The 26,227-nt window shown below is 36.1% G+C and carries 32 protein-coding genes and 1 tRNA gene; 17 read left to right on the top strand and 16 right to left on the bottom strand.

The genetic code is table 11. The features are described 5' to 3' along the window. Window positions 1-67 precede the first annotated feature (67 nt). Entirely contained in the window at window positions 68-841 is a 774-nt protein-coding gene (locus ACKI2P_RS08805; protein ID WP_407376924.1) for a DUF4013 domain-containing protein, read from the top strand. A 50-nt stretch (window positions 842-891) separates the two neighbouring features. Here ACKI2P_RS08805 and ACKI2P_RS08800 read toward each other — a convergent pair whose 3' ends face one another. Continuing rightward, window positions 892-1,602: a ThiF family adenylyltransferase gene (locus tag ACKI2P_RS08800; protein ID WP_407376922.1), complete on the bottom strand. Its 711-nt coding sequence runs from the start codon at window positions 1,600-1,602 to the stop codon at window positions 892-894. Window positions 1,603-1,688: 86 nt separating this feature from the next. Between ACKI2P_RS08800 and ACKI2P_RS08795 the strand changes: the two genes are divergently transcribed. Both ACKI2P_RS08795 and ACKI2P_RS08790 read left to right on the top strand, forming a co-directional pair. Next, entirely contained in the window at window positions 1,689-2,438 is a 750-nt protein-coding gene (locus ACKI2P_RS08795; RefSeq protein WP_407376920.1) for a TatD family hydrolase, read from the top strand. 228 nt (window positions 2,439-2,666) lie between these two features. Beyond that, a complete protein-coding gene (locus tag ACKI2P_RS08790) occupies window positions 2,667-3,437 on the top strand; it encodes a V4R domain-containing protein (RefSeq protein ID WP_407376919.1) in 771 nt (256 codons plus the stop codon). A gap of 4 nt (window positions 3,438-3,441) precedes the next feature. On the opposite strand, the gene cobI is transcribed toward ACKI2P_RS08790, so the two are convergent. Next, a complete protein-coding gene (gene cobI, locus ACKI2P_RS08785; RefSeq protein WP_407376917.1) occupies window positions 3,442-4,137 on the bottom strand; it encodes a precorrin-2 C(20)-methyltransferase in 696 nt (231 codons plus the stop codon). A 95-nt stretch (window positions 4,138-4,232) separates the two neighbouring features. Here cobI and ACKI2P_RS08780 point away from each other — a divergent pair, with 95 nt between their 5' ends. Next, window positions 4,233-6,062, top strand: a complete 1,830-nt coding sequence (locus tag ACKI2P_RS08780) for a helicase C-terminal domain-containing protein (protein ID WP_407376915.1) — start codon at window positions 4,233-4,235, stop codon at window positions 6,060-6,062. Here the strand turns inward: ACKI2P_RS08780 and ACKI2P_RS08775 are convergent. The 8 genes from ACKI2P_RS08775 to hpt all read right to left on the bottom strand — a co-directional run bounded on the left by ACKI2P_RS08775 (window position 6,063) and on the right by hpt (window position 10,547). Next, window positions 6,063-6,136 (bottom strand) — tRNA-Arg (locus ACKI2P_RS08775). 17 nt (window positions 6,137-6,153) lie between these two features. Further along, window positions 6,154-7,116 (bottom strand): topoisomerase IV, encoded by a 963-nt coding sequence (locus tag ACKI2P_RS08770; protein WP_407376913.1) that lies wholly within the window; start codon window positions 7,114-7,116, stop codon window positions 6,154-6,156. A gap of 11 nt (window positions 7,117-7,127) precedes the next feature. Beyond that, on the bottom strand, window positions 7,128-7,442 hold the full coding sequence (locus ACKI2P_RS08765; RefSeq protein WP_407376911.1) for a transcription factor S: 315 nt from the start codon (window positions 7,440-7,442) through the stop codon (window positions 7,128-7,130). Between the two features lie 78 nt (window positions 7,443-7,520). Continuing rightward, window positions 7,521-7,937, bottom strand: coding sequence for an NUDIX domain-containing protein (locus ACKI2P_RS08760; RefSeq protein WP_407376910.1), 417 nt, complete (start codon window positions 7,935-7,937; stop codon window positions 7,521-7,523). Window positions 7,938-7,964: 27 nt separating this feature from the next. Continuing rightward, entirely contained in the window at window positions 7,965-8,246 is a 282-nt protein-coding gene (locus tag ACKI2P_RS08755) for a DNA-directed RNA polymerase subunit L (RefSeq protein WP_407376908.1), read from the bottom strand. Window positions 8,247-8,259: 13 nt separating this feature from the next. After that, window positions 8,260-8,829 (bottom strand): exosome complex RNA-binding protein Csl4, encoded by a 570-nt coding sequence (locus ACKI2P_RS08750; protein ID WP_407376906.1) that lies wholly within the window; start codon window positions 8,827-8,829, stop codon window positions 8,260-8,262. A 142-nt stretch (window positions 8,830-8,971) separates the two neighbouring features. Continuing rightward, complete coding sequence (gene dph2 / locus ACKI2P_RS08745) at window positions 8,972-9,976, bottom strand: diphthamide biosynthesis enzyme Dph2 (protein ID WP_407376904.1); 1,005 nt, start codon at window positions 9,974-9,976, stop codon at window positions 8,972-8,974. Between the two features lies 1 nt (window position 9,977). Further along, the gene (gene hpt / locus ACKI2P_RS08740; protein WP_407376902.1) at window positions 9,978-10,547 is read right to left on the bottom strand and encodes a hypoxanthine/guanine phosphoribosyltransferase; all 570 of its coding nucleotides are present in this window, start codon (window positions 10,545-10,547) and stop codon (window positions 9,978-9,980) included. A 91-nt stretch (window positions 10,548-10,638) separates the two neighbouring features. Here hpt and ACKI2P_RS08735 point away from each other — a divergent pair, with 91 nt between their 5' ends. From ACKI2P_RS08735 to ACKI2P_RS08695, 9 genes are all read left to right on the top strand, one after another. Continuing rightward, entirely contained in the window at window positions 10,639-11,988 is a 1,350-nt protein-coding gene (locus ACKI2P_RS08735; RefSeq protein WP_407376900.1) for a signal recognition particle protein Srp54, read from the top strand. A gap of 1 nt (window position 11,989) precedes the next feature. After that, on the top strand, window positions 11,990-13,198 hold the full coding sequence (locus tag ACKI2P_RS08730; RefSeq protein WP_407376898.1) for a tRNA pseudouridine(54/55) synthase Pus10: 1,209 nt from the start codon (window positions 11,990-11,992) through the stop codon (window positions 13,196-13,198). Window positions 13,199-13,203: 5 nt separating this feature from the next. Then, window positions 13,204-13,671, top strand: coding sequence for a cyclic pyranopterin monophosphate synthase MoaC (gene moaC, locus ACKI2P_RS08725; protein WP_407376896.1), 468 nt, complete (start codon window positions 13,204-13,206; stop codon window positions 13,669-13,671). An 89-nt stretch (window positions 13,672-13,760) separates the two neighbouring features. Continuing rightward, a complete protein-coding gene (locus tag ACKI2P_RS08720) occupies window positions 13,761-13,922 on the top strand; it encodes a preprotein translocase subunit Sec61beta (protein WP_407376894.1) in 162 nt (53 codons plus the stop codon). Window positions 13,923-13,970: 48 nt separating this feature from the next. Next, window positions 13,971-14,795, top strand: coding sequence for an imidazole glycerol phosphate synthase subunit HisF (hisF, locus tag ACKI2P_RS08715; RefSeq protein WP_407376892.1), 825 nt, complete (start codon window positions 13,971-13,973; stop codon window positions 14,793-14,795). Next, window positions 14,792-15,697, top strand: a complete 906-nt coding sequence (locus ACKI2P_RS08710) for a DNA glycosylase (RefSeq protein ID WP_407376890.1) — start codon at window positions 14,792-14,794, stop codon at window positions 15,695-15,697. Before hisF ends, ACKI2P_RS08710 begins: the two co-directional genes overlap by 4 nt. A gap of 22 nt (window positions 15,698-15,719) precedes the next feature. Further along, entirely contained in the window at window positions 15,720-17,087 is a 1,368-nt protein-coding gene (locus ACKI2P_RS08705) for an MFS transporter (RefSeq protein WP_407376888.1), read from the top strand. A gap of 55 nt (window positions 17,088-17,142) precedes the next feature. Next, window positions 17,143-17,643: an MATE family efflux transporter gene (locus tag ACKI2P_RS08700; protein WP_407376886.1), complete on the top strand. Its 501-nt coding sequence runs from the start codon at window positions 17,143-17,145 to the stop codon at window positions 17,641-17,643. Between the two features lie 205 nt (window positions 17,644-17,848). Then, the gene (locus ACKI2P_RS08695; RefSeq protein WP_407376884.1) at window positions 17,849-18,871 is read left to right on the top strand and encodes an MATE family efflux transporter; all 1,023 of its coding nucleotides are present in this window, start codon (window positions 17,849-17,851) and stop codon (window positions 18,869-18,871) included. 36 nt (window positions 18,872-18,907) lie between these two features. Here ACKI2P_RS08695 and ACKI2P_RS08690 read toward each other — a convergent pair whose 3' ends face one another. Next, window positions 18,908-19,339 carry a peptidylprolyl isomerase gene (locus ACKI2P_RS08690; protein WP_407376882.1) on the bottom strand — a complete coding sequence of 144 codons (432 nt, stop codon included), beginning with the start codon at window positions 19,337-19,339 and terminating at the stop codon, window positions 18,908-18,910. Window positions 19,340-19,408: 69 nt separating this feature from the next. Between ACKI2P_RS08690 and ACKI2P_RS08685 the strand changes: the two genes are divergently transcribed. Both ACKI2P_RS08685 and ACKI2P_RS08680 read left to right on the top strand, forming a co-directional pair. Further along, window positions 19,409-20,569 (top strand): aspartate aminotransferase family protein, encoded by a 1,161-nt coding sequence (locus ACKI2P_RS08685; protein WP_407376881.1) that lies wholly within the window; start codon window positions 19,409-19,411, stop codon window positions 20,567-20,569. Between the two features lie 8 nt (window positions 20,570-20,577). After that, window positions 20,578-21,279, top strand: a complete 702-nt coding sequence (locus ACKI2P_RS08680; RefSeq protein ID WP_407376879.1) for a hypothetical protein — start codon at window positions 20,578-20,580, stop codon at window positions 21,277-21,279. On the opposite strand, the gene ACKI2P_RS08675 is transcribed toward ACKI2P_RS08680, so the two are convergent. Beyond that, window positions 21,276-21,683, bottom strand: coding sequence for an NUDIX hydrolase (locus ACKI2P_RS08675; RefSeq protein WP_407376877.1), 408 nt, complete (start codon window positions 21,681-21,683; stop codon window positions 21,276-21,278). The genes ACKI2P_RS08680 and ACKI2P_RS08675 overlap by 4 nt on opposite strands. 122 nt (window positions 21,684-21,805) lie before the next feature. Here ACKI2P_RS08675 and lysA point away from each other — a divergent pair, with 122 nt between their 5' ends. Together lysA and dapF are read left to right on the top strand one after the other, a co-directional pair. Next, window positions 21,806-23,089 carry a diaminopimelate decarboxylase gene (gene lysA, locus ACKI2P_RS08670; RefSeq protein WP_407376875.1) on the top strand — a complete coding sequence of 428 codons (1,284 nt, stop codon included), beginning with the start codon at window positions 21,806-21,808 and terminating at the stop codon, window positions 23,087-23,089. Window positions 23,090-23,096: 7 nt separating this feature from the next. Next, window positions 23,097-23,957 carry a diaminopimelate epimerase gene (gene dapF / locus ACKI2P_RS08665; protein WP_407376874.1) on the top strand — a complete coding sequence of 287 codons (861 nt, stop codon included), beginning with the start codon at window positions 23,097-23,099 and terminating at the stop codon, window positions 23,955-23,957. A 10-nt stretch (window positions 23,958-23,967) separates the two neighbouring features. Here the strand turns inward: dapF and ACKI2P_RS08660 are convergent, their stop codons facing one another. From ACKI2P_RS08660 to ACKI2P_RS08645, 4 genes are all read right to left on the bottom strand, one after another. Continuing rightward, window positions 23,968-24,126 (bottom strand): hypothetical protein, encoded by a 159-nt coding sequence (locus ACKI2P_RS08660; protein WP_407376872.1) that lies wholly within the window; start codon window positions 24,124-24,126, stop codon window positions 23,968-23,970. A gap of 11 nt (window positions 24,127-24,137) precedes the next feature. Beyond that, window positions 24,138-24,722 (bottom strand): HemK2/MTQ2 family protein methyltransferase, encoded by a 585-nt coding sequence (locus ACKI2P_RS08655; protein ID WP_407376871.1) that lies wholly within the window; start codon window positions 24,720-24,722, stop codon window positions 24,138-24,140. A 5-nt stretch (window positions 24,723-24,727) separates the two neighbouring features. After that, a complete protein-coding gene (gene rsmA, locus ACKI2P_RS08650) occupies window positions 24,728-25,600 on the bottom strand; it encodes a 16S rRNA (adenine(1518)-N(6)/adenine(1519)-N(6))-dimethyltransferase RsmA (RefSeq protein WP_407376869.1) in 873 nt (290 codons plus the stop codon). 9 nt (window positions 25,601-25,609) lie between these two features. Beyond that, a partial coding sequence (locus ACKI2P_RS08645; protein ID WP_407376867.1) for a DUF655 domain-containing protein occupies window positions 25,610-26,227 on the bottom strand: 618 nt, incomplete at its 5' end.

Genomic DNA, 26,227 nt, shown 5'->3' with positions numbered 1-26,227 from the left:
TCATTTCAAAACATTAAACATGAATTAATCATGAGATGAAGATTAAATTAATTTAGGAGAATCATTAATGGATTTAGGAAAAATCATATCAAAATCATTCAGTTATCCTTTTAGGAATATTAAGAATTTACTCGTCCTTTTCATTCTTTTTATTTTGATTTCAGTCATTCCGATTGGGGTCATATACGATAATAAATATCTTTTGGCTTTAGGGGTAATTTCATTTTTCCTTTTCATTCTGCTTGCACCTGGATATTTATTTTCATTTGTTAAAATAGGCTTAAATGAATCTGCACTGTTTCCTTCCTTAAGTTTTGGAAATAGAATATATGACTCTTTGAGGGTGCTGGTATTGAGAATGGCATACATGATTGTTCCCACTTTGGTATTTTTCATTGTCTGGTCCACATTGGGGGTTTCAGGTATTAATTCACTTTCCAATATGGAAATCCATACTTTCCTGTGGAATATAGGTTTAAGCTTAGTTATACTTTTAGTCATATATCTTCTGTTTGAAATTTTGCTGTTTTTTGCAAAGGCCAGGCTGGCTTATCTCAACAGTCTGTCTGAGGCTTTAAAAGTCAATATGGTGATAGGTGATATTAGAAAAATCGGAATTTTCAATATAGTTAAATGGCTGGTGTTCATGGGAGTATTGGTGATTGTTGCTTCAGTGGTTTCCGGATGGATAATAGCTATTCCTTATGTCGGATTTATAGTTTACATAGGCATATTCATTCCAATCTTGGAAAGCATAGGTAATTATTCTTTAGGATTACTGTACTCAAATATTGTTGATGATAAATCATTGAATTGGAGTGAAACAGAATATTTACCGTGATTTTTTTAGAATATGTGGTTTAAACATATTTTCAAGGTTTTTAAATTTAGTTAAGCACCTGCAAGATCCTTTATCACTTCACCTGCAATTATCAGTCCTGCAACGGAGGGTACAAATGAAACGCTGCCCTTAACTTTGAATTTCCTGTCCTGATTTATCGGGTGGGCATTGGTGTTTATCGCATGTTCCTTGGAATACACTACCTTTAACTTTTCTATATTTCTCTTTTTAAGGTCCTTTTTCATTATTCTGGCTAGAGGGCATACGGAAGTTTCATAGATGTCGGCCACTTCAAACATTGTGGCATCCAGCTTGTTTCCGGTTCCCATTGATGAAATGCACGGAACATTAATTTCATCGCATTTGCATATGATTGCAATCTTTGCCATAATGGTGTCAACGCAGTCAACGGCATATGACAGGTCCTCGGTAATTATGTTGGTTTCGGAATCGGCCATGTAAAACTCATTGTGGATTTCAACGTTTGCATCTGGATTTATTTCCAAAATTCTTTCCTTCATCAAATCGACCTTGTATCTGCCGACGGTTTTTGTTGTTGCAATTAGCTGTCTGTTGATGTTAGTTTCATCCACCTTGTCAAAATCAACAAGGATGAAGTTTCCAATGCCTCCTCTTGCAAGCCCTTCACATACGTATGATCCTACGCCTCCAAGGCCGAAAACGGCAACCTTTGCATTTTTAAGCTTTTTCATTCCATCATTTCCAATCAACATTTCTGTTCTTGAAAACTTTCCTTCCATATCATTTCACCAAAAAATTTAATTTAATCTGTCATGTAATAGTTATACAAGTATAATTATAAATAATCTTTCAAATGAGGATTTTCATGATAATAGATACCCATTGTCACGTTTATGATAGTGAAATCAGAAATGCAGAAGAGATTATTGCGAAAGCCGCTGAAAATGACATTCAGCTGATATTGAACGGTACTGACCCTTTTAGCAACAGGAAAGTTATGGAATTGTCGGCAAAATATGAAAATGTCCATGCCGCTTTGGGATATTTCCATACCTTTGCAGATGAAGTTACAGATGATGACATATCTCTTTTGGACGACCAGCTTGGAAACGGCAATGCGGTTGCGGTAGGTGAAATTGGTCTGGATTATTACCATGGAAAGGACAACAGGGATGAGCAAATAGAACTGTTTGAGAAAATGATTGGCCTTGCTGAAAAGCATGACCTGCCTGTAATTGTCCATAGCCGAAAGTCGATGCAGGACACCTTTGACATACTTAAAAGCCATGACGTTCTCGGATCTCTGCATTCCTATTCGGGTTCTGCTGAAATGGCAGATAGGTTCATCAAATTGGGTTTTTATATTGGAATTGGAGGGGCTGTTACCAATACCAACAACAAGAAGGTGAGAAAAACTCTAAAACGCATTGGAATTGACCATGTGGTTGTTGAAACCGATTCACCGTATATGACTCCTGAAGAAAAAAGAGGTGAAAAAAACACTCCTCTTAACATAAAGTATGTTATAGGAAAAATAGCTGAAGAATTGGGCATGTCTGAAGATGAGGTTATCAGCAAAACCGCAAAAAATGCAAAAGGATTATTCGGGATATAATTCATGTTTTGATGTTTCTTCAAACAAGTTTCGTTCGGAACATACTTAATTATACGAACTATTTTGCCGTATTTAAACGAACAGTTCGTATTTTTTTTATTTTAAAATTTACAGTTTGTTCATTTTTTATATATTTATTCTAAACAATTTAACTTATTTGCTTTTTAGAAATATTTATTAACTCATAATTATAATTTATTATTATATAAAAAGGGAGATATTAGAAAAATGAGTGAACAAAAACCTATACAAATCTTTTCAAATTCCGATGATAACATTGGGGTAAATGTCATTAAAAGTCCAGTCAAGCTAACAATTCTTGAAATGCTAAGAGACCGGGACATGGAATTTGATGAAATTGTCAGCAATACTGGTAAATCAAAATCTACAGTATCAGTACATCTTAAAAGCCTCAGAGAAAAAGGTATAATATCCTATAAAGTCCATCCCGTCGACAACAGGAAAAAAATATTCTATCTGAACTCCAAATATATAGGATCAGTTGATGTAAGCGAACCAAAAGAGATAGAAGAGACAAGTGCGGATTATCTGATAAAAAATATAGTCGATGAGGATGCGGAGTTTTCAACATTACTTTTCCACACACTCAAGGCAATGCTTATCCAGGAAGGGATTAACATAGACCCTATTATGCAATCCACAGGAAACAGCATAGGCAAATCAATATTCAATTCATTGTATGATGAGGATTTGTATGTTTTCCTAAAAAATCTTTCCGATTTCTGGCAAAGAAAAGGTTTGGGAAACATGACTTATAAGGTCGGTCAAATCATTAAGATTACAACAACAGACTGTTTCGAATGTGAACTTCTTCCAAAAACAGGAAAACCGGCATGCTTTTTGGACACCGGAATTCTTGAAGGTCTTTTTACCGAATTTTTCAATCTCCCCGTAAGTGTCATTGAAACCCAATGCTATACAATGGGAGACGAAAAATGCGTATTTGAAATTGAACCGATGGCTATCAAAAGCAACTAGCCATCTAAAATTTAATTATTGTTGTTGTAAGGTAAGGTTTTTCATTGGAAAATCCTTCAATTATCTTTTCATTTTCACGTGTACAGTTCTGTACGGAATAAATTTCATCAACACCTTCTTTTTGCTCAATTATTGATTCAAGCTCTGATGTGTTTCTTGAAGCTTTCATCAATACTATTGAATCGCTGTACTCAAGAATCTCTTCGAGTCTGTCATCTATTTTTGGAACAATTGTCAGGACCTGATTCTGCTCAACAAGAGCCCTGTTTCTTGCTGCTGCACAGGCGGTAAATGAGGTAATTCCCGGTACGGTTTCGATTTCATATCTTCCTGCCAATTTCTTTTGAACGTAAGAGTATGTGCTGAATACGGAAGTGTCTCCAAGAGTAATGAATGCAACATCCCTTCCGCTGTCCAGATACATCGCTATCATTTCGGAAGCGGTAGTCCAGACCTTTTCAAGTTCTTCCTTATCTTCAATCATTGGAAAAATTGGTTCAACAAGCATCATTCTTTTATAATCTTCCCTTTCTTCAAGGACAGGCTTCACGATTGATAATGCAATGCTTTCTTTTTCTTTTGAGGATTTTGGTGAAAATACTACCGGTACGGTTTTTAATATTCTTGCTGCTTTTAATGTAAGTAATTCTGTATCTCCAGGTCCAACACCAATTCCAATCAATTTTCCTTTTTCTGCCATATAATCACTTTTCAATTAAATATAACATTTTGAATATTACTTCTCAAATGCTCTTTCTATAATTTATTTATAGTATACTAACTAATATATCTTTAATGTCAGATTCTATTTTTTGTCCAAATTGCGGAATGTTAAAAAGTAATTGTACTTGTGAAAATTCAAGTAATGAGAAGTCAAGCGGTCCAACCACACTGTTTAGTTTTAAAAAGACCAGGAAAACTTCCATTTTGGATGATGAAATTCCTGAAGTCTATTCAGTTGACGACCATAAGCTTGATGAGGGAACTGTAGCGTATCTCAAGGAAATCAATCCGAGTATTGATGAGGAAATAATTGAAAACTTTCCTTTTAGCGAGCCTCGGGTCGGTCAGCTAGAGATTATACAGACAATCAATGATGCAATCCGGCAGGGATACAAGTATATCATTCTTGAGGCCGGAACAGGTACAGGAAAGTCTGCAATAGCGACAACCCTTGCCAAAATGTATGAATCTGCATATATACTTACTATGACCAAGCAGCTTCAGGCGCAGTATTCCAATGAATTCGATTTCCCTCTGGTTAAGGGAAGAGGAAATTTCGCATGTTTGAATGATAGTCTCGAAACCACATGTGACATGGGAAAATGTAAAACAACACCGACATCAAGCAACTTTTACTGTCCTTTTGGAGTTGCAAAAAACCCTTCACTTGATTCAGAACTGGCATTTGAAGATTCATATGGAGGAATGGTTTTCTATCAGTCAGCAAATCATTGCCACTACTGGAATCAGAAAGCAAACGCCATCAACTCACCCATTACGCTCATGAATTATGATTATGCAATTATGGAGCTTAATTATGTAAAGCATTTTGCGCCACGTTCCCTTTTGATTTTGGATGAGGCCCATAACATAGAAAACAAGCTGATGGCCACAATGGAAGTTACATTATACAACAGAACCCTTGAAAAAGACATAAACAAAAGGATTTCCAATGAAACCCTAAAAGACGGAGAGCTTGAAGACTGGAAAATGGAAATCGATGTGATAAGGGACAGCTATGATGAAATTGACCTGAAGGATGTCGCCAAAAATAAAGCCGACAGAATCAGATCTACAATATCCAGACTTAAAAGCCTAAGCACAAATCTTGAAAAGGAACCTAAAAATTGGGTTATCGATGCAGATGAATCAGGTGTGGTATTCAAGCCGTTAAGAGTTCATCACTATGCCAAAAACAATCTGTTAAAATATGGGGATGTCGTCATATTTATGAGCGCAACTATCCTTTCCCATAAGATGTTTTCAAAATGGCTGGGATTGAATCCGAATGAAGTCTACCATATTAAAGTTGACAGCCCATTTACAAAGGAAAAAAGGCCAATTATTCTTGATTTGGCAGGTAAAATGTCAGCCAACAGGATTAAAAATACCGCTCCGAAGACAATTCCTATTCTAGAGGAAATTCTTAAAAAGCATGAAGGAGACAAGGGACTTATCCACACCCACAGTTATAAATGCCAGCAGTATATACTGAATAATCTCTACAACTCAAGACTGGTTTCCCATACATCAAAAAACAGGGAACAAATCCTTAACTTCTTTGAAAAGGATGAAAATCCGTTGGTTTTGGTTTCACCATCCATGAGTGAAGGTGTCGATTTGCCTTATGATAAGTGCAGATTCCAGATTATCTATAAGATACCTTTCCCATATCTTGGAGATAAGCAGGTAAACATGCGAATGAAAAGGGATAAGAAATGGTATGCATATAAGACAGTCATGACCCTTATGCAGGCATACGGCCGTGGAATGAGAGCTGAAGATGATTCATGTTATACATATATCATTGACAGTGACATCAACATGCTGTTTAAAAGTCCGATGTACCGTTCACTGATTCCTGATTTCTTTAAGGAAGCTGTTGTTCGTGTAAAAAAATAGCGGACCTGGAGGGATTTGAACCCCCGATCTCAGGATCCGAAGTCCTGCGTCATTCCAGACTAGACCACAGGCCCGAAATTAAATATAAATATTATTTTTTATCTTCGCTATCGACAGGGATAATTGGTATTTCGTCAATGTCTTCAACTTCGGCGAAAATGTCATCGATAGATTCATTGTCAAGAATTGCTTGATTATATTCCATTTCTTCAATTTCATCAGCGGTCAAACCTTTCTTTTCTTTAGGTTTTTCGCGAGCAGGAGGAATTTGGTCAAGTTCTTCTTGGGTTGGAGGTGCTGGTTTTTTAGGTTGGGATGGTTTTTTAAGTTTATTTTTTATGTCTTTTATATTGAATTCACCTATCTTGTAGGATTCTTTATCTAAAGGTATATTGCTTTTTGGGATAACTTTTTCGGTAGGTTCTGTTTTTTCAGCTGATTCAACATCATCTGTTTCAACAGAATCTATTCTATTGGTAAGTCCTGCAAAGGGATTATTGAATCCAAATATCTTGAAAGCACCATAAATCAATAGTAATAGTCCGAATGCAAGGAATATCACTGAAATAAAGTTTGATTCGCCTGAAACAACGTTGTCTATTACTCTGTCACTGCGTGATGAGAATACAAATGCAGAAATGGCGATGAATAGCAATCCTAGAAATGCGCTTATAACGGCAAGGATTGGAGTTCTGCCAACTTTTGCGTTTACAAAATGATCAAAACTCTCACTCATCCCTTCTGTAAAATCATCAAAGAATTCTTCGTTTTCATCTGATTCTTCTTTTGTTTCTTTTGGGGTATTTATTATGAAATCTTTATCAATTTTTGCATCTTCTAAATTAATAGCATTTCCATCATCTTCACCTGGGTGATAGATAAATTCATCGTCGATTTCATAATCTTCATTATCATGGTCTTCATTGAGATAATTGATTAACTCAGCATCTTCCTCAATTTCATCAGAAGGGTAATTTTCGTCTGTTTCAGACATGTTGTTAATCATTTCTTTGAGATTAGAAATCCTATGCTCTTTTTCTTTAGAATCTTTCATGAGATGACCCTCTAGTCGTATTCTCTCCATTTATGTTTACATTTTTTGCATGTAAAGAAACGTGTAGGTGCTTCATCAGCACTACGGGTTTGTTTTAATTCATAAGTAGCTTTATCATGTCCGCATTTAGGACAAATCTCGGTAACACCTGGACCTAAGTCAATATCTTCTCCAAGTATTTTCACATTTTCTTCTGCTTTGATGTTATCCTTTTCTATGGTGTAATCGCTGTTGTCTGCAGAAAGATTCTCTTTATAACCGCAACTGCATTCCAATACACCATCTTTTGGAAGTAACATTGCACCGCATTTTGGACAAAATTCCATTTAACTCTCCTCTATAAATTAATATTTATATATATGTAAATTTTTTTTTCAAGTTATTTAAATATATGTCATTTTAAGCTATTTTTTGGCTTTTTTCAGACAATCTTCAATTATCTTTCTATGGTCAAATGCAAGTTCAATTTCATCCAGTTTTTCTGATGAAAAAATGCCAATGTCTTTTGCATCGCTGTCGGCTTTTTTATCAGCAAAGTCTCCCTTGGCTGTGAATGCTACTGTTATTGTGTGTCCTCTTGGATCTCTGTCTGGTTTTGAATAAACATTGACAAGATCTTTTAGTTCAACATCAATGCTTGTTTCTTCTTTAGCTTCTCGTACTGCTGCTGTTTCCACGGTTTCGCCGTATTCCACAAACCCTCCAGGCAGCGCCCAATGATTTTTATAAGGGTCATTTTTCCTTTTGATTAAAATAAAGTTAAAGTCATCATCAAATATAAAAATGTCTGCCGTAACAGAAGGGATTTTGTAATTTGTCATTAAATCACATTAAAAAAATAATTGAAGCTATAAAGCTTCTTCAACAAGTTTTTTAAATTCTCCGCTTTCTTTTTGGAGTTCTTTGGCTGCTTTTTCCAAAACAATTCTAGGCCTTTTTCCTCTTTTGGTTTTGATGGTCATTTCTGGTTTTCCGGTAAGAGGGTGGTCAATGTTGTAAACAGCATATTCCACATCAGGATCCTGCATTAGAATGTGTCTTAATGCATTGCAAACTCCATGACTTTCATCATTTATGCGAATTGTCAATTCTAAAGTTTTATCATCAATAATTTCAATATTTTCCATCATTTTATCAACCTAATTAATCATTAACATAGTTTCTGGAAACTTTACGTTTCTCTTTCTTGTTACAAGTATTGCACTGAAGTTCATTCTGTTTTTTGGTAGTGTGCATGAAATCCCTACAGCGGGTACACATTGCTTTCAAGACTCCACATTCGTCATCTACAGTACCTAAATCAACGTTATCTCCAGTAATCTTAACAACTTTTGCCTGGATGATGTCCCCTATTCTAAAAGCGTCTGATAATTTTTCAAGATAGTCTTTTTTGGCTTGAGATATGTGTATTGCACCCATGTATGGTAGAGCCAATGGCCTTGCATTGTCTTTAATGCATTCGATTTTTACATTAGCCCTTTGAGGTTTAATATCAGTTATCTGTCCATATATCATATCTCCGACTTTTAAAAGAGCTGGTTCTGCACTGCCCTCAACAGAAATAACCTTCATTTTTTGATTAATTTTAACATTACCTAGTACAGATGATTTTATGTCACCATTGTCATCATAAGTACCGTTTCCTGGAAGATACTGTTCGATAATTCCTATTTTATCTCCCGGCATTACTATTTTGTCCTCTTTACTACTCATATTAAAATCACCAAAATAAAGATTTTATAAAAATTTCTTTAATATACTAATTTTATTTATATTATTATTTAAAACTATTTGTAATGAGTTTTGAATTTAAAAAAAGTTAGTTTTAATTAAAAAATTAAGTGGTGACAGTGGGTTAACGGTAACGTTCATGGAACAGAATTTCATCAAGCTGATAGTTTTCCCATTCCCGTTTATTCAAAACGATTTCCAATTCTTGTGGTGTCAGTAAAGGTTTTTTATACATTTGTGAGTCATCTATTGCGATTCTAGGACAAGCACTTACTACAAATGCATCAAGTTCAAGATATGGAAGGAGAATATCCGGATTTATATTGTCTGCCAGAATGATATAGGCTTCCATTCCTTTTTCTTCAATGGTTTTTTTGATTTCCTTTGCAAGTTTCATCCGATACTGCCCCTCTTTTGAGGAAACGATAATTCCCCATTTTTCAGCAGTTCTGGCCTTTGTGATTCTTGCAAAACGTATTCTCAAAATTCTGTCAGCATATTCGTCCATCTTTCTGATTTCATTGTTGTAGGGATCCATTGCCAAAACGGGAGTATTTGAAAAGAGCTTGATTCCCAATGGGTGGAAGTTTCCGCTTCCGACAAAGAGTATTATTTCAACATTCAGGTCCTTGATTGATGAAAAGTTGCATCCCAAAACCTGTCCTTTCCGTGTTGATGGTGAAGAGCCCAGAATCACTTCCTTGCCGTTGTCTTCAAGATAATCCTTGATTTCAGCCAAAAGGTGCAGATGCTGTGTGGTTGTTGCAAGACCTATTCTTGAATAACCTTTGAGCTCTGCTAAACATTTTTCAAGGTTTTTTTTGACATCAATATTTGAATATGCTTCAATAAAGAGTGTAGGCACTTCATATTTTAGTGGAAGAGGTGTGTGAGCGTAATGCACAATTAAATCTACCGAATCTTTCATTTTCCAGTCGCTTACATCACATGCTCCAAAGCATGGGTCTCCTGAAATAATTACTGTTGCATCAGTTTCATCTTCAATTATGCGGGCAATTTTTACAGCCTGCATTTTAAGGCCTTCCGGAAACTGAAGACCGACGGTCTGCGCATCCTTTGAGTTGATCTTTCGGATTACCTTGTCCAGATCCATATCATACATTGACATTTTAATCTTCAATTGTCTTTTCTATTACAACCTTTCCATCTATAACATCCAGTTTCACGATAGATATTATTTTCTGACCTGTTTCCTTTTCAATAATTTCTTTTCCTTCGCCTTTTTCGATGACTGCAACTGCAGATTTGATTTCAAGGCCCATATCCTTAAGGGTCCTGATTAATGCTATGAATGTTCCTCCGGTACTTACAACGTCATCTATGAGAAGTATTTTTTCGCCTTCATGCAGGTCGTTTACATAAAGGTTGGATGAACCGTATCCGGTTTTTTGATATACTTCTGTTTCGCCTTCAAGGCCGTATTGCCTTTTACGGATTACCACAAAAGGAATATCTGTAGCAAGTGAAAGTGCAGTGGCCAGATGTATTCCCATAGCTTCAACCGCAACGATTTTATCAACGTCCAAATCAGCATGCTTGTGAACTACCAAAGACAATTCTCTTAACATTTTAGGATCCATTGTAGGTACGCCGTCACTGATTGGATTTACAAAGTAGTTGTAATCACCTTTCTTAACAATTGGGGATGCTTCTAATGATTTCTTTACTTCTTCTAACATGGTCTCACACAAAAAATTTTAAAACTTTATTAAATATAAATATATTATAATATAATAATATAATTTTGCTAATGAAATTTAAAGTGATACTATGGCAATGCTCGGAAATTTAGGAGAAAATCTTACTAATACCATGAAAAAATTAGTGGGAATGTCTGTTATCGATAAAAAAACAATTAAAGAGGTTGTAAAGGATATTCAACGTGCTTTAATTCAATCAGACGTTAATATTAAATTAGTATTGGATTTATCAAAAAAAATTGAGGAAAGGGCTCTTGATGAGGAACCTCCTAAGGGTATTACTCCAAGAGAACACGTTATAACGATTATCTATGAAGAGATGGTTAACCTTTTAGGCAGCGAAGCCGTTAGCCTGGATATCAACGAAAGACCATACAAGATTCTGTTTTTGGGTCTTCAGGGTAGTGGTAAGACAACCACAATCGGAAAATTATGCAGATTCCTTCAAAAGAAGGGTTTCAACCCTGCCGTTGTATGTACAGACACATGGAGACCTGCCGCATACGAGCAGCTGAGGCAGCTGACAGAAGAGATGGATGTTCCTCTGTATGGTGATCCTGAAAACAAGGATGCACTTGATTTGGCTCAAAAGGGTTTGCAGGAATTCAAAAATCGTAAGGTAATCATTTTCGATACTGCAGGAAGGCACAAGGAAGAATCAGACCTGATTGCAGAGATGGATGAGTTGGATAACATCATTAATCCTTCAGAAGCGATTCTTGTAATTGACGGTACCATAGGTCAGCAGGCCGGTGAACAGGCAAAAGCATTCTCACAGGCAACCGATATTGGTTCAATCATAATTACAAAACTGGACGGTTCAGCTAAAGGAGGTGGAGCAATGTCTGCTGTTGCAGAGACTGGTGCTCCAATTAAATTCATCGGTACTGGTGAGAGAATCGATGACTTTGAGCTTTTTGACCCTGCAAGATTCATTTCAAGACTTCTTGGAATGGGAGACATTCAAAGTCTTATAGAAAAGGCTGAAGAAAATATCGATGAGGATGTTGCAGAGAAAACCATGAAAAACATGATGTCCGGTAAGTTCACACTTATGGATATGAAAAACCAGTTTGAAATGATGAACAACATGGGTCCTATGCAGCAGGTCCTTAACATGATTCCTGGTATGGGAAACAAGATTTCAAAGGAAGCATCCAAAATGACCGAAGACAAGATAGATTCCTACAAGGTAATGATGTCTTCAATGACAGAAGAGGAAATGCTTAACCCTAAAATCATCAAGCAGTCACGCGTAAGAAGAATCGCCCGTGGATCCGGTGTTGATGAAAGTGAAGTCAAGGAACTTTTGAAATACTACAACAACACCAAAAAAACAATGAAAGGAATAGGAAAACGTGGCGGCCGCCTGGGCGGTGGAGCTATGAACCGTATGATGGGTCAATTTATGAACAGATAACATGTATGGGCTAGCTAAAAAGATTATAGACGAATGTGACGGTAAAATCTGCAGGAACTGTTTGGGGCGCAAGCTGTCAAAGACAATCGATGGAGCCAACAACATTGAAAGGGCAGAAAAGGTTGAAAATGCGCTGAACATCAATCTGGATGATGCGGAATGTGCAATCTGCGGCAATCTGTTTGATAAGCTGGATGATGATTTATACAAAAAGATAGATGATAAGATAAATCAGCTTGGAGTAGAATTCGAGACATTTCTTGTGGGATGTCAGATTGACAAGACCATCCAGAAAAGAGATGAGGAGTTCAGTGAAAAATTCAGCTTGAACGTCGAAACCATTAAAAAGGAAGTTAACAGATTAATAGGTCTTGGTATTTGGGAGCGCTATGACAAGGATGCAGAATTTGAAAGGCAGGACATAGTTTTTAACATAGATTTAAGAAGCGAGCCGAAGGTTAGAATTCAAATCAATCCTCTCTATATTGAGGGTAAATACAACAAGTTGCAGCGTGGAATTCCACAGACCAAATGGCCATGTTCCAAATGTAAGGGAAGAGGCTGTGAGGAGTGTAATTTCACAGGAAAGCAATACCCTGAATCCGTAGAGGAACTAATTTCCGAGCATGTATTGAAATTGACCAAGGGCCGTGAAGCAAAGTTCCACGGTGCCGGCCGTGAGGATATTGACGTGTTGATGCTGGGTTCTGGAAGACCATTTGTCCTGGAGATAAAAGAACCAAGACTTAGAAATATTGATTTGTCAAAATTAGAAGAGGATGTCAATAAAATCAATGAGGGCAAGACCTCATATCACAATTTGCATCTTTGCGAGAGGCCAAGAAAGGCAGAAATCAAGCAATCCTCTCCCGATGCATATAAGGTTTACAATGCCATTGTCAAATGTGACAGGGCATATGATAAGGAAAAACTTGACGAGTTGACCAAACTAAATGAAATCCACCAACAAACTCCATTAAGGGTTTTGAGAAGACGTACTGATATGATACGTATCAAGCATGTGCTGGATCTCTCTTATGAGGTTATTGATGATACAACATTCAGCATACAAATCAAAACTGAAGGAGGATTGTACATTAAGGAACTGATTTCTGGTGATGAAGGAAGAAGCAATCCAAATGTTTCTGAAATTCTGGGAGTTCAGGCAGTTTGTGAACAGTTGGACGTAATAGAAGTAAGCGAGAAGTAGATAATATGGCAGATGAATTTACACATTTAACAGACAGTGGCGTACATATGGTTGAAGTTGGAACAAAGCCGGATCAAAAAAGAAGAGCTATTGCAAAGGGAAGCATCTTTTTAGATGAACATACCATAGATTTGATTCAAAATGAGGAAATCAAAAAAGGAAATGTATTAACAACTGCTCAAATTGCAGGAATTCAGGCTGTAAAAAACACTTCTTCAATAATACCTCTTTGCCATCCTTTGGCATTGACAGGAATCGAACTTGATTTTGAAGTCAAAAAGGATGAAATCATTGCGATATGTTCTGTTAACACATTAGGCAAAACCGGTGTGGAGATGGAAGCCATTACCGGTGTTAGTGTTGCACTTCTGACCGTGTGGGATATGGTAAAGGCTGTTGAGAAGGATGAAAATGGCCAATATCCTGACACTAGAATAAGTGACATTATGGTCATCAAGAAGGAAAAAATTTAGGTTTTGGCAATAACTTTAAGTTTATATACTATAAGAAAAATAATTATATTCAGTTATTTTTATAGAATTAATTTTTATAGGAGATTATTATGGCAAAAAAAGATAATAAAATTTCAATGCCTCAAACCGGTGCAGGTTTGGTAAGGTACTTTGATGAAGAAAGTTTAGGTCCAAAACTTTCACCTGAGCATGTACTTGTTGCTACAGTAGTTTTAGCAATATTCTGTTTTGTTTTAAGATACTCAGCTTAATATTATTGTTTTTTAAAAACAATACTCTTTTTTATTTATTTTGAGACTATGTTGACTAAAAGAATTATTCCTTGTCTAGATTGTGATTTGCAGGTTCCTGAAGGTCGTGTTGTAAAAGGTGTTGAATTTAAGGAAATCAAATATGCAGGTAATCCTGTAGACCTTGCTACACGTTATTATGAGGAAGGAGCCGATGAAGTTGTCGTTTTGGATATCACAGCTTCCCATGAAAGGCGTGCGACAATGGCCGATGTAATTGACAGACTTACTGAAAACGTTTTCATGCCTATCTGTGTTGGAGGAGGAATAAGAAAAGTTGACGATTATATAAAAATGCTCAAGGCCGGAGCAGACAAATGTTCAACAAATACTGCTGCCATCAAAAATCCGGAGCTTTTGACTGAAGCTTCTAAGGTGGTGGGTTCGCAGGCTGTTGTCATAGGAATTGATGCTAAAAGGAGATATGTTTCACATCCGGATGATGCGCCTGATAAAACAGTCATTGAAACAGATAAAGGCTACTGCTGGTTTGACACAAGCATCTATGGTGGCCGTGAATTCACCGGAATCGATGCGATTCAATGGGCAATCAAATGTCAGGATCTTGGAGCAGGTGAAATATTGCTGACCAGTATGGATGGGGACGGAACCCAAAACGGATACGATATAGAATTAAATAAAACAATCAATGATGCTGTCGACATTCCTGTTATAGCCAGTGGAGGTGTCGGCGAGCCAAAACATATTTTGGAAGTATTTGAAAAAACCGACGTGTCAGCAGCTCTTGCGGCAAGCATATTCCATTTTAACCAATATTCAATTGGAACTGTTAAGCAGTATTTAAAAGACAATGATGTGGCTGTCAGATTATGATAATTGAATCACCGATTGATTTGGATTTAACAATTAATTCCGGTCAGACTTCACAACCTCCCTGGAAGCAGGTTGGCGATACCTTTTCCAATGTTGTTTTGATTGATGGGGAACCAGTTATTTTTAAGGTCAAGCAAAGAGGACAATTTCTGGATTTTAACCGCTCAGACAAGAAAGCTATTTCCAGACTTAATTATATTTTAGATTTGGACTTTAATTTGGATAGATTCTATAAATATTTAAATAATCATGATGAGCTTAAGGACATGTCAGAGTTTTGCCGTGGCTTAAGACTTTTTTTGGCACCGGACCCTTTCGAATGTGTCGTATCATCAATTTGTTCTGCAAACAATTCCATTAAAAGGTGGACAAAATCTATTTCACAAATAAAGGAAATGTGGGGGAATGGCTATGAAGATTACCATACGTTTCCTCAAAGCAGTGACTTTGCAAACATATACTTGGACGACGAAGAAGAATTTAATTTGTCAAATATTCAAGATATTGAAAAGTGTTGCAACAATCTTAAAAGTTGTGGCGTAGGATATAGGGCACCATACATGAGAAAGGCAAGCGAGCTTTTTACAGACGAAATAGACATTTCGGAAATTCCTAAAATGTCATATGATGAGGCTTTTGATACAATACTTAAAGTTCCGGGTGTTGGGCCAAAGGTAGCTGACTGCATATTGCTGTACGGTTTTAACTTTAGGGAAGCTTTTCCGTCTGATGTGTGGATAAAACGTATTGTGTCTCACTTATATTTTGATGGAAAGGATATAAGCGTTCCAAAAGTACGTGAATTTGGAATGGAAGAGTTCGGCAAGAATGCAGGATATGTTCAGTTGTATATGTTTCATTACGCACGCAAATCCGGCCTTATGGAAAAGCTTAAAAAATAATTATTATTAAATATATTAATTGATGAAATCTGAAAATCTTGTTTTATTTATATGTGCATTACTCTCATTTTTTACTGTTTTTGCATTCAATGCAGTGATTATAGTAATTCCAAGTATTGCAACAGAATTTGGAATGAGTAATATTGTACAAAATTGGGTTACAATAATATTTTTATTGGTTGTAGCTGTTCTTTCTGTTCCTGCCGGCCAGATTTCAGGTAAATACGGTCTTAAAAGAATAACGATAATCAGTGTTATTGTATTTATGGTCGTTTCAATTGTAAATGTGTTCGTCACTTCATCCGAAATGTTTTTATTTTGTCGTCTGGTATTGGGAATTTCATTGGCTTTTATTAATGTTACATCCATGGCAATGGTGGTATCCGCTTTCAAACCGGAAGAACGTGGAAGAGCACTGGGTATAAACATCATGGGAGTATATTTAGGATTGTCATTGTCTCCTGTAGTTGCAGGAATATTGAATTTCCAGTTCGGCTGGAGGGCGGTTGTCTTATCTCCGCTTCCATTTTTAATACTTACTCTGATTATACTTTTCACCATGATTAAGGACGAATGGGTTACATTTGAAAATATTCCTATAGACTTCAAGGGGTCAATTGTTTATTCTGTTGGAATGGTATTGTTCATGTATGGATTTACAATATTGAATGAACCGTTAGGAATTGTCCTGACCCTTTTGGGAATAATGATATTGGCATTATTTGCATTTATAGAATTAAGACAAGATTATCCCGTATTTGATGTCAGATTTTTTAAAAATCGCAAATTCCTCTCAGCCAATTTCGCATCATTATGTGCATATCTGGCAACATTTGCAGTAACAACAATCCTGAACTATCATCTGCAATACATTAAGGGATATGATTCTCAATTTGCAGGATTTGTTTTGCTTGCCGCACCGGTATGCCAGGTGATTATGGCTCCAATAGCAGGCAGGTTATCTGATAGGTTTGTTCCACAGATTCTTGCAGCGATAGGGATGGCTTTAGGGACTGTTTCCATATTGATGTTCTCCCTATTGAATGAGGCATCATCACTTGAATTTTTAATAATCTCCATGATTATTTTCGGTTTGGGGTTCGGGTTGTTTTCACCGCCGAACACAAATGTCATAATGAGTTCTGTCCCGCCCAAAGATACGTCTGTAGCTTCAGCTGCAGTTGCAACAATGCGGACTGTAGGACAGACAATGAGTATGGGAATATTGACATTGGTATTTGCATTTGTGATGGGTAACGTTCCAATTGTTGAGAAATACTATCCTTTATTAATACAAAGTTGCGAATTAACCTGCATAATCTGTGGAGTGTTATGTGTATTTTCAGTATTTGCTTCATTTGTCGGAATCAAATCAAAAAATTTTAATTGACTCTGAACAGGTTAAATATAAATATTTTTTTTTTAAGATATAATTATATGATAAAATGGAGAGAAAGTATTCATTTTTAAAAGAGAAATATTATGAATTGCTCATACCTACAATTTTGATGGTAATGTCTGAAAAGGTATGTGCGGTTGCAGATGTATTTCTAATTGGGCAATTTCTCGGCGGCGAAATGCTGGCTTCAATTAATCTCATTACTCCTTTGATGTTTTTCACTGGTATTTTTTATATTTTATTTGGTCAGGGAGGAAATTTACTGGCTTTAAGGGCAAAATCAGACAATGATGAGGAAAAATCGAATTCATATTTCACGATTTCAATTATTGGAATAATTATTGTTTCTTTAATTTATATTTTAGCAATAGCTTTCTTTTCAGATAGTATTTTACACATGTTCAACACTCCTGCGGAGATTTATGATATCACTGAAAAATATTTGTTTGTTATAATCCTTTTCTATCCGTTGAATTGTTTTGTAGTGACTCTTTCATATTTTGTCCGTGCTGACGGTTTCCGAGATTGCCTTTTTACGCTGTTTTGATAGCTAATGTGGCAAATATTATTTTTGATATAATATTTTTAGAAGGATTTGGCATGGGTATTGAATCTACTGCCTGGGCGTCTGTTATTGATACTCGATATCCGTATTCTATATTTCAACTTACTTCTTTAGAAAAGAAAGATCTTATAAGTTTATTTCACTAACTAAATTTAAAATTCGCCAAATATTCAGTTCCCTTAAAGAAATGATTTTAAATACTCCAGAAGTCGCAGGAAAAATATTTTTTTCATCACAAATTGCTATTTTGACATATTTGTGTTCCACTTATTATGGGGCTGCCGGACTTATAGCGTTTTTAGTCTATGACAACTCCGAAACTTTAGTTTATATGGCTCTGTCAGGAATTATGAAAACGATGTCTCCAATTGTTACAGTTTTTCATAAAGAAATGGACTATAAGGCTGTAGAATATATCATATCAAAATCAATAAAACAGCTTTTAATTATTTGTGTACCGATATCTGTTATTTTATTTGTTTTTCCGGATATTGTAGTTTATATGTTCAGTGTTTCTGATCCTGTTCATGCTGAACTTGTTTGTTTAGCAATACGCATAACTGTATTCGGTCTGATTGGTAGATGTTTAACTGTTCTGTTAGCCAATTATACTCAGGCTATTCAAGAAAATAAAATCGCATTGGCAATTACATTAATGGAAGAGTTTTTAATATCTATTTTTGGTGCTTTGCTTCTGACCCATTGGATTGGTGGAGTTGGTATTTGGATTGCGATTCTGTTATCAGAAGTAATACCTGTATTGTTCTATGTGATTGTTGCGGAATATTTCAAGAAAACTCATGAGAAAGGTATTAGTAGAATTTTATTGCTTCAAGATTCACATCTGATTAACATGACATACACCAGAGAAAATTATGGATTCTCCGAAGAGTTCTCTAAACAAATTGAAACAATATTCGAAAAACCATCAATAGTTATGCAGGCGATTGGTGATTTGTCCAGGGAAATTTTTGAACATGACTCAAAAATATCTGAAATAGATGTTACCCTAAGAATGATAAGTGAAAAAACAGTGATTCTTTTAATTGACAATGGGGAGTTATATAATCCGTTTCATAATGAGAAATTTATGAATTCTCAAAATATTAAAAAATTAGCGGATTTAAATTGCAAATTTGATTATGCTAGTACTTTAGGATTTAACAAATCATATTTAAGATTCAATGATGATTCTAATTTGCTTGAATAGATTAAATTACTAAAAAAAGATTTAGAAAGATAGTAATTATCTTTCTTCAACGGTCAGTCTGTTCATTTTGTCTCCTTGCTGGATTGCATTAACGACATCCTGACCTTTGATAACTTGGCCGAATACGGTGTGAACACCGTCTAAGTGTGGCTGAGGACAGTGTGTAATAAAGAATTGACTTCCACCAGTGTCTTTACCTGCGTGTGCCATGGATAGAGCACCAGTACCGTGTTTGTGAGGGTTTCCTTCGGTTTCACATTTGATGGTGTAACCAGGTCCGCCGGTACCGTTTCCGATAGGGCATCCACCTTGAATTACAAAGTTAGGGATTACTCTGTGGAAAGTTAATCCGTCATAAAATCCTTCTTTAATTAGTTTTTCAAAGTTAGCTACAGTTCCAGGTGCTTCATTCGGGAACAGTTCAAGTTCTATATTCCCTTTATCAGTTTCGATTATTGCGACTTTCATTTTATCACCTATTTTTATATAATACTAATACTATAAGTATTATTGATTAAATAGTTTATGGAGGATATTATGAATACTCAAGATTTGATTAAAATTGAAGACGATTATTTCATTAACACTTTTAACAGACAGCCTGTGGTATTGGACCATGGTGAAGGTGTTAAGGTATATGATATTGACGGCAACGAATATATTGACATGTTTGCAGGCATTGCAGTAAATGCTTTGGGCCATAATCACCCAAAACTTGTAAAGGCAATACAGGATCAGGCCGAAAAGCTGATTCACATATCAAGCATTTACTATAACGAACCAGCATTAATCTATGCAAAAAAAATTGTTGACATGACCTGTTTTGACAGAATATTTTATGCAAACAGCGGTGCTGAGGCCAACGAAGGTGCTATAAAGCTTGCAGTCAAGTACACAGGAAAAAGTGAAATCATCTCAACCATTGATTCCTTCCACGGAAGAACAATAATGACCCTTGCAGCAACAGGCCATGAAGAATATCATGAGCCATTCAAGGCAGTAATGCCAAAAGGTTTCATCAACGTACCATACAATGACATTGAAGCCATTAAGGATGCAGTAACTGAAAACACTGCAGCAATCATTGTTGAACCTGTCCAGGGTGAAGGTGGAGTCAACATTCCTGATAAAGATTATCTCAAACAGATTGAAGAGCTCTGTCATGAAAAGGGCATAGTTTTCATTGTGGATGAAGTCCAGACCGGATTTGGAAGATGCGGAACACTCTTTGCTCATGAGCTGTTTGACGTAAAGCCTGACATAATGACAATGGCTAAAGGAATTGGTGGAGGAGTCCCAATGGGCGGAATCCTTGCAACCGAAAAGGTGGCCGGTGCTTTTGTGCCTGGAGACCATGGAACCACATTCGGTGGAGGACCATTGGTTTGTGCAGCTGCAAATGCTGTTTTGGATGCATTTGATGAGGAAAACATTCTCGACAATGTCAATGAAGTCGGTGAATACTTCATATCCGAGCTTAAAAAATTGGATAAGGAAGTTATTGCCGATGTAAGAGGTACAGGATTGATGGTTGGTTTGGAACTCACTAAACCTGGTGCAGAATATGTGGACAAACTCAGAGAAGCAGGATTTTTAATAAACTGCACTGCCGGAAATGTCTTAAGATTCGTGCCACCACTGACAATTACAAAAGAAGAAATCGATGCGTTTGTTAAGGCTTTGGATGAAGTATTATAGGTGGTTTGATGGGTGTCCATACAGAATATTCCTGCAACAAATGTGAATACAGACTGGTAGATTCTTCCAACATATTTTGGATTGATGTCGATAAAAATATTCATGTGGATATCTTGACCGTTGAAGCATCCAACAAGGCTTCACAAGCTTTGGTTTCAGGTGGAATTTATAAATACTACTGCTACAACTGCAAAAAGCACATTTATAATTTCCACATCAACAACAAATCCGTCTACATGGCCAAAGATGAAATAATAGAACTCATCGAGCAGCTTGATGACAATACAAAAATTATAGATTTCGACAATAGATATCAGAGCTGTCTTGAATGTGGAAATGAATTGCTTTTAAAAATGGAAAAGACCTTTGCGCTAGACAGCAATGGGGAATTTTTCATAGAAAATCCGGAAGATGTTGATTTTTCAGATAAACAACTGGACTTTCATGGAAAATATTACGGATACTACTGTCCGGACTGTTCAAGGCAAATCAACAAGTTTGTAATCTTTGAAAACAATGCAGGGTTGTCAGATGATTTATTAAAAGAAATCTTGGAAGATCATACAAATGACCTGACAGTATTCATCAACGATAGTGTAGCCCACTGTCCGATATGTGGCGGTGAACTTCAGATATTGGCCGAATCATCTGTTTGTCCAAAATGCGGAAATGGTCAATTGGTTTTGGATAATCAAACTTTCATTGACTAAATTTTCCATTTTCTTTTTTCCATTAATTTTTTAAAGGATGTAGAAATCTCTAATTTTTCAATATTTTCTATTGTAGCCCACATGTACTCTGTGTGCTCGTCGCTTATTTTTACCTGCCCTCTCACATCAGTCAGATACATCATAATCTGCACTGTTCTTTTGTGGGGGTAGTCGTTTTGGATTGCGTCACAAAAGTCTCCGACATTAACATCCAAATCCGTTTCTTCTTTGATTTCCCGGACAAGGGCATCGGCAAAGTGCTCTCCCTTTTCCACCTTGCCTCCCGGAAGTTCCCACATTCCAGGATCGGTTTTGGATTTGGGATGTCTTTTGACAATCAGAATTTCATCATCATTTTTAATAATTCCCCGTACAGTAAGGCCGTATGTTTTATGCATGTTCATCACTGATATTAATTTTATCTTAATTATTTAAATTTTAATCGGAAAATTTAGTTCCTTCACTAATTATAAATAGATTAAACCATATATCTATAAACATAATGTAACTTTTTAGGAGTTTTATTATGGATTTAAATATTAAAGTAAACGATAAAAACCACCTAGATATAGGTGGAGCGGATGCAGTAGATATTGCAGCAGAATTTGGAACTCCGACCTATGCAATCGATGAAGCAAGAATAAGAGACAACTACAACAGATTCTATTCTGCTTTTTCTAAATATTATCCTGATTTTAAAGTATTTTATGCATGTAAAGCTAATACCAACCTTGCGGTCATGAAAATATTGGAAAGTGAAGGTTGCTGTATTGATGCGGTTTCACCTGGTGAAGTCCACATTGCAAAAATGCTCGGATTTTCAGGTGACAGAATACTATTCACCGGAAACAACATTACAAATGACGAGCTAAAAATGGTGCATGACCAGGGAGCTGTACTCAACATCGACTCAGTTTCAGCACTTAAAAGACTGGCCAAAATCGTTGACCCTGAAGGATTGAAAATCTCATTCAGAGTAAATCCTATGGTCGGTGCAGGACACCACGACCACTGTATCACAGGTGGTGTAATGAGTAAATTCGGTATTATGGATTCAGAAGCTTCAGAAGTTTATGCACTTGCAAAAGAGTTAGGTTTTGACCCTATCGGTATGCACTCCCATATCGGTTCAGGAATTTTGGACCCTGAACCATTCAAATTGGCTATCGAATCCACTATGGACATTGCCGGTAAAGTCCATGAGGATGTCGGAATCGACTTTGAATTCGTTGACTTTGGTGGAGGCGTAGGTGTTCCTTACACTCCTGAAGAAAATGTCGTCGATTTGGACAAATTTGCAGAGGTCAATGTCGGGCTTTTTAAAGAAAAAATAGAACAGTACGGTATGGACAACCCTACAATGTATCTGGAACCTGGAAGGTTTTTAGTAGCTGACGCATGTGCACTTCTTGTAACTGTCAACAGTGTAAAACAAAGCTACAGGAAATTCATTGGTGTAGATGCCGGTTTCCACACTCTTTTAAGACCTGCAATGTACGGTTCATACCACCACATTGTGGATGCAAGCAAAATGGATGCTGAAAATACTCAGGAAGTTGATATCGCAGGAAACGTATGTGAATCCGGAGACCTCTTTGCACGTGACAGGCCAATGCCTGATGTTGAGGAAGGCGATATTTTAGCTATTCTAAATGCCGGTGCATATGGATTTACAATGTCTTCAAACTACAACTCAAGACCATTGGCATCAGAAATTTTGGTAACCAACGGAAAATGCAATGTTGTACGTGAAAGGGAAACCTTTGAAGATTTATATGCAAAACAAAGTATTCCACCACATCTAAAATAGTGATAATATGGTAGACTTAAAAGGATTAAAATTTTCAAAAATGCATGGAATTGGAAATGACTTTCCAATAATTGACGAATCAGAAGGTGAAGTCATTCCTGAAGCCGATAAACCGGAAGCATGCAGAATGCTTTGCCACAGAAACTTCGGTGTCGGCGGTGACGGAGTACTATTTGTCGAACCGTCTGATGTGGCCGATATAGGTTACAGAATGTTCAATCCTGACGGAAGCGAAGCTGAAATGTGCGGTAATGGTATAAGATGTTTTGGTGATTTTGTCTACAGAAAAGGCATTTTAAAACAGGAAAAAATGACTGTAGAAACCAGAGCAGGAATAAAAACCATTGAAATTACACTGGAAAACGATGAACCGGTTTTATTTAAAGTGGACATGGGACTTTCAACATTCAAAACTCCTGAAATTCCAATGACTGCTGATGAAGATGAATTCCTGGATGGTGAACTGGAAGTCATTGATACAACTTTCAATCTAACCGCAATCAGTGTCGGAAATCCTCACGCGATAATATTCGTCGATGATGTTGATGAGATAGACATTAACAAATACGGTCCGGCCATAGAAGCACATGAAGTGTTCCCTGAAAAAATCAATGTTCACTTTGTAGAGGTAATCTCTAAAAATGAGGGTAAAATGATTACCTGGGAGAGAGGTGCCGGCATAACACTTGCATGCGGAACCGGTGCAACATCCACAGCAATTTCCGGATTTAAACTGGGCCTATTCGATGAAGACATTTTGCTTCACCTGCCTGGCGGAGACTTGAAATTCCAGGTCTATGAAAAAGAAGATGCTTTGGGCGCTTTTATGGAAGGCCCTGCAAAACTTGTTTTTGATGGAGAATTCTAATTCTCCTATTCTAATTATTTTTTCTTACAAATCCTGTAACCATCATTAGCAGCGCAACGATTATCAACAGTATTCCCAAATAGGAATATTTTGTTGTAATTGAAAGAAATACCACTGCAACGATTAGGAAAACAATTCCGATTATGATTGATCTTTTTCCGCTATCCATATTTTCACCTTTTAAATTCTGTATGCATTAATCAATGTTATATCTTCAAAAAAGAAATGCTCCTTTTTGGCTATTTCAGCAATAAAACCTAATTCATCAAATTTCTGTAATGTCAAATTGTTGTCTGAAAATGAAGACTGAATCATCTGGACAATTCCACCCTCATTTAAATAATTTGGCACTTCATTTAAAAACATATCTATAACTTTCCTACCATTTAATCCACCATCGAATGCATAATTTAAATTGCTGTCAATAATTTCGTCTTCTTCGGTAGGTAGATATGGAGTATTAAATAAAATTACATCAAACTTTCTGTTTTTCACCGGTTCGAAGAGGTTTCCAAATAAAATTTCGATATTTTCAATGTTGTTCGCCTCAAAATTCTTTCGTGCAAGCTCACATGCATCAAAGTTTATGTCAGTAACAGTAATGTCATCACTCAGCCTTGATGCATACATTGCGACAATTCCGGAGCCTGTGCCGATTTCCAAAACACTCTGGCCTGGGGTGATTTCTAAATTTTCAGCTAATAAATAGCTGTCTTCAGCAGGAATGTAAACATTGTCATCGGTATTTAAAATAAATTCGGCCATATTATCTACTCACATAATATTAAATTTAATTCCTTTGATAAAAATAGGATTTCTTCAGGTTTGATTTCTATGACTCTTTTTTTAAGATAATCGTTAATTTCATCTGATTCAATTGCATTCAGTCTGTTTTTAACTTCTTTTTTATCTAAATTACAGATAACATGTCTTGAATCAATTAAGGCGTTTCTTATTTTTTTGTTTCTATGCTGGAACAGGGCTTTTGTAAAATTTGAATATGTCTTGAATTCAACTCTGTCAATATTATTTTCTTTTGGAGTCAGTCTGACAACTGTTGAATCTATTTTAGGCTTTGGGATAAAGCTTTCTGAGCTGACGTCTGTCAATGCTTCAACGTCACATTTAAAATATAACATTGCTGATAGTCTTGAATAGTCCTTTGTTCCAACTTGACCGTTCATTCGCCTTGCAAATTCTTTTTGATACATTAAGATGGCCAAATCAAAATCATAGTTTAAAAATTTAAAGGTTATAGGTGATGAGATTTGATAAGGTAGATTGGAGATGATTTTGTTGAATTTTGGAAAATCAACATTCAATGCATCATCGTTTATTAATTCTACGTTATCTATTTTTTCTTCTTTCAGCCTTTCACTTAATATGTTGGCTATTTTTGTGTCTTGTTCAATAGCTATTACTTTCCCAGCTTTTTTGGCAAGTTCAATTGTCAGTGTTCCAATTCCTGTTCCTATCTCTAAAACAACGTCGTCTTTTGTGAGATTTCCGAAGTTAACTATTTGGTCTCTTTTGTTTCTATCGATAAGATAGTTCTGACCCAAATTTTTATTTAACTTAATCCCATGCTTATTTAAGATATTTTTAGTTGTTTTAGATAAGGATTGGGAAGTTTCACTCTTCAATTTATCACTTTATCTTCTGGCTCTCTTTTGGGATTTTGGTGCTTGAGTGAATAAGTAATATTTATTTTTACCCCTTCTGATTGTGGAGGTATCCAATTCCTGTTTAACTCTGTTAACAATCATTCCTGCGGGATCTGTCAATGTCGGAAGTCTTTGGGTAATGTCTTCAAAGCTTTCAAACGGTTTTTCTTCTCTTGCTTTTATAATGTCCCACATGTATTTTTTACCAATTCCTGGAATTAGCTCTAAGCTGTGAAGTCGGGTGCTTACTGAATCTGTTGTATTGAAAAATTCAACAAACTTGTCTTCATTTGCCTCAACGATATCTCTAATTGCATATTCTAATTCAATTCTACTAGTTGCAGTCAGATTTTCAAAATCTAACTTGCCTAGAACTCTATAAATCTTATCTCTTTTTCCTTTTCCAATATATACGGTATCTTGAATTTCTAAATCCACACCATTTTTTGGAGCTAATTCTAGTAAAGTGAATTGTTCTGTACCAATAGATTGAGAAATAGCTTTTCCACCAAATTTGGACATGTCTGATTTAACATATCCTCTACTTAAATAATCAAGAATAACAGCGTATTCTTCTTTTTTTACTGGTGGTGTTTTTTCTTTTTT

Source organism: Methanobrevibacter sp. (genome assembly GCF_045541095.1).
In the GTDB taxonomy this organism is placed as follows: Archaea; Methanobacteriota; Methanobacteria; order Methanobacteriales; family Methanobacteriaceae; genus Methanocatella.
The sequence above is the reverse complement of the archived record's forward strand: the minus strand, read 5'-3'. Positions and strand labels throughout refer to the sequence as shown.